This is a genomic window from Iodobacter sp. CM08 (assembly GCF_033446605.1).
Taxonomy (GTDB): Bacteria; Pseudomonadota; Gammaproteobacteria; order Burkholderiales; family Chitinibacteraceae; genus Iodobacter.
This window is the reverse complement of record NZ_JAWQUO010000085.1, coordinates 1-3,410: the sequence shown is the minus strand read 5'-3', so window position 1 is coordinate 3,410 and position 3,410 is coordinate 1. Positions and strand designations below refer to the sequence as shown.

General features: G+C 47.4%; 4 protein-coding genes. 2 read left to right on the top strand and 2 right to left on the bottom strand.

What is annotated here, in order from left to right; genetic code table 11:
• A partial coding sequence (locus tag R6242_RS22075) for a terminase large subunit domain-containing protein (protein WP_412100818.1) occupies positions 1-719 on the top strand: 719 nt, incomplete at its 5' end.
• On the top strand, positions 720-1,745 hold the full coding sequence (locus tag R6242_RS22070) for a phage portal protein (RefSeq protein ID WP_318431024.1): 1,026 nt from the start codon (positions 720-722) through the stop codon (positions 1,743-1,745).
• Positions 1,746-1,974: 229 nt separating this feature from the next.
• On the opposite strand, the gene R6242_RS22065 is transcribed toward R6242_RS22070, so the two are convergent.
• Both R6242_RS22065 and R6242_RS22060 read right to left on the bottom strand, forming a co-directional pair.
• Positions 1,975-2,340 (bottom strand): hypothetical protein, encoded by a 366-nt coding sequence (locus R6242_RS22065; RefSeq protein WP_318431022.1) that lies wholly within the window; start codon positions 2,338-2,340, stop codon positions 1,975-1,977.
• Between the two features lie 36 nt (positions 2,341-2,376).
• Positions 2,377-3,410: sel1 repeat family protein (locus tag R6242_RS22060; protein ID WP_318431020.1), on the bottom strand; the 1,034-nt coding region annotated here is incomplete at its 5' end.

Genomic DNA, 3,410 nt, shown 5'->3' with positions numbered 1-3,410 from the left:
ATCTGGACAAGATCAAAAAACGATACAACCCCAACGATTATCAAAATTTGCTGATGTGTGAATTTATCGACGATAGCGCCAGCATTTTTCCGCTGGCTGAATTGCAAAAGTGCATGGTTGATAGCTGGGAAAAATGGGAAGACTTCAAAGCCATTGCCCCTCGTCCTTTTGGTTACTGGCCTGTGTGGATTGGCTACGACCCCGCTTTATCAGGCGATAGCGCGGGCCTGATCGTACTGGCTCCGCCGCTGGTGCCTGGCGGCAAGTTCCGCGTACTGGAGAAACGGCAGTGGAAAGGCATGGATTTTGCCGCGCAGGCGCAAGGGATTAAGGATATCTGCAGCCAATACAACGTGGCGTATATCGGCATTGATACCACCGGCATCGGGCAGGGCGTTTACCAATTGGTTAAACAATTCTACCCAGCGGCTAAGGCCATCAATTACAGCGTGGAGATGAAAGCGCGCTTAGTCATGAAGGCGCAAGACGTGATCCGCAAAGGGCGCTTGGAGTTTGACGCGGGCTGGACGGATCTTGCGGCCGCATTTATGGCAATTCAAAAAACCATGACCGCCAGCGGGCGGCATGTGACTTACTCGGCTAGCCGCTCCGAAGAAGTCAGCCACGCCGACTTAGCCTGGGCATGTATGCACGCCTTACTTAATGAGCCGCTCGAAGGCTCGACCTCCACCAATTCCAGCTTTATGGCGATCTACTAAATGAAAAAACAATCTTATTACCAAGCAAAAACCACCTTAACGCCAGAAGCAAAAGCGCCCGATAACGCGGTGGCTTTCACCTTTGGCGAGCCTTCCGCCGTGCTCGATCGCCGCGAGCTGCTGGACTTATTAGAGTGTGTGAACAATGGCAAGTGGTACGAACCGCCGATGTCATTTGATGGCCTAGCTAAAACCTACCACGCCGCTGTTCATCATTCCAGCCCGCTACAGGTAAAGCGCAATATCCTGTTAAAAACCTTTATCCCGCACCCGCTGTTAAGCCGGTCTGAGTTTTCAAAATTCGCGCTCGATTACCTGATCTTTGGCAATGCATACTTTGAAAAGATTACCAGCCGCACCGGCAAGGTGCTGGGCCTGAAGCATGCACTGGCTAAATATATGCGGGTAGGGCTGAAAGAAGAGCAGTATTTTCAGATCCTTAATTACGCCAATGAATACGAATTCAAGAAAGGATCTGTTTTCCAGTTATTAGAGCCTGATATCAATCAAGAAATTTACGGCCTACCCGAATACCTAGCGGCGCTCAATTCAACTTGGCTCAATGAATCGGCCACGCTGTTTCGCCGCCGCTACTTTGCCAACGGCAGCCACGCCGGTTTTATTCTGTACATGACCGACGCCGCGCAAAACGAAAGCTATATCGATGATCTGCGCACCGCATTACAAGGCAGCAAAGGCCCGGGCAATTTTAAAAATCTGATGGTGTATGCGCCTGGCGGCAAGAAAGACGGCATGCAAATCTTGCCTATCTCAGAAGTGGCGGCGAAGGACGACTTCTGGAATATCAAGAACGTAACAAGGGACGATCAGCTAAGCGCCCACCGCGTACCCGCACAACTGATGGGCATCATCCCCAACAACACCGGCGGCTTGGGTGATGTAGAGAAGGCGGCCACCGTGTTTGCCTATAACGAGATTGAACCCTTGCAGGAACGCATGAAGGAGCTAAATGACTGGCTGGGGGTGGAGGTGATTCGGTTCAAACCTTACGCGATATCGGAATAAAAGAAAGCAAAAAGCAAGCCCGCACAACAGCGGGCTTTTTTATATGCATTTTGGGTGGAGCCTGCACTCAGCCCCCAGCGCGCGCCCTCATGACCCCGCCACGCCTGCCCACTTAACCCACTAATTTTTATGCACCTGCATGATGAAGGCTCAAGCCCCGCCAAATATGGCCCTGAACGGTAAAAAGCCCACATCATAAAGCTTGCAAAATGAGCAGTTTACATGCTCATTATTGCAGCTCATGCAAAACAGATGATTTGTTGTCTAAGGCTCTTTTTAAAGTAATCTTATTGCCTTCTTTTACGACGATAAATACATTTGTAATCTCTAGATCAAGTAAGCGGCCATCAAGGTTATAAGAAAGCTGTACTTCCCCACCCCCATGAAATTTCATGTAATGGGAGACGGAGTCAAATAAATTGATAATTTCATATTTTTCTATATCGATAATATTTTCAATTCCAATGTTTTTTATTGATTTAAGTTCAATTTCAATAGAGTCCTCTGAGTAGCATAAAACAGTACCATCAGCCCTCTTAGAAATTCCCATTTCATGACTAGGCAATATTTTTACCGACTCATCATCGTTATTCATTTGCGCACTCCTTTTCAAAAGATGGGCCGTCGGTTATTAACTATATTTCTCCAATTGCCATTCCATAGCCAGTTCCATTTTTTCTGAGCCTTTTAGCCATTGGGCCAGTTTATTGCTGCGGGGAATGGATGCTGGAATGGTGGGCATAAGCTGGCCTTTGCTGAGCAGGTGGCTATATTTTTGCCCTTCAAAATAGCCAACCCACAGACCGGCCTCTGGGCAAGGCAAGCCATTGTGGCAGAGGGTGCCAAGGGCAACACGGCTTGGGGATGCAACGACGGCTGGGGCGGGAGGAGCTACTTCCGTTTTTTTAAGCAGGGCCAGCGGCATGCCCGATGCAGGGTCTAGGCCCTTGGCTTTAGCCAGTTTAGCAATCAGTTCATCACTGGGTTTAGCTGGTGCAATATTCGCTTCATGGGCTTTTAGCCATTTTAAAGAGCCGTCCCAAGGTGGCAATTTAGCTGGTGGCAAGGGCACAATATCGTCAATTTCTTCTACTGTCGGTTTGAGATAAGAATAGCGGCCTAGTACAGCGCCAATTGCTTTATAGCGGCGTGAACGTTCGTCATCTTTGGTTTGCCCTAGGTAATACAGCTCATTAGTGGGAGGTATTCCTTCAAAACCATGCTCTAAATATGAAGCAGCACTTTCATTACCAGCTTTCACGCCAAGTTGAAATATTCGAACTGCATTGTTATATTTTTTTTCTAATTGCAATCCAATAGCTAGAGAAGTTGCTGCTTCCCCATGCCCTTGCTCAGCTGCACACTGCTGCATTTTATCACCAACAACAGGAGCCATATCCAATGGAAGTAGTTTCTCCCCTACATAGTATTGCCCAGCTGGACTGCCCATATCGGCAGATTTTCGGAAATATTTTAGCGCTAATTCAGGGTTTTCATCGTAGCCATAGCCATGCTCGATGTAATAGCCAATATTGTAAAATCCAGTAGGGATATTTTCTTTTACTAATTGATCATTTAAATCTAGGACTTCAATAATTGATCCTTCCAGACTGCCATCGGTCATGCCATTTTGTAAATTTATATTGGCTTTGTAGTGTCCATTAG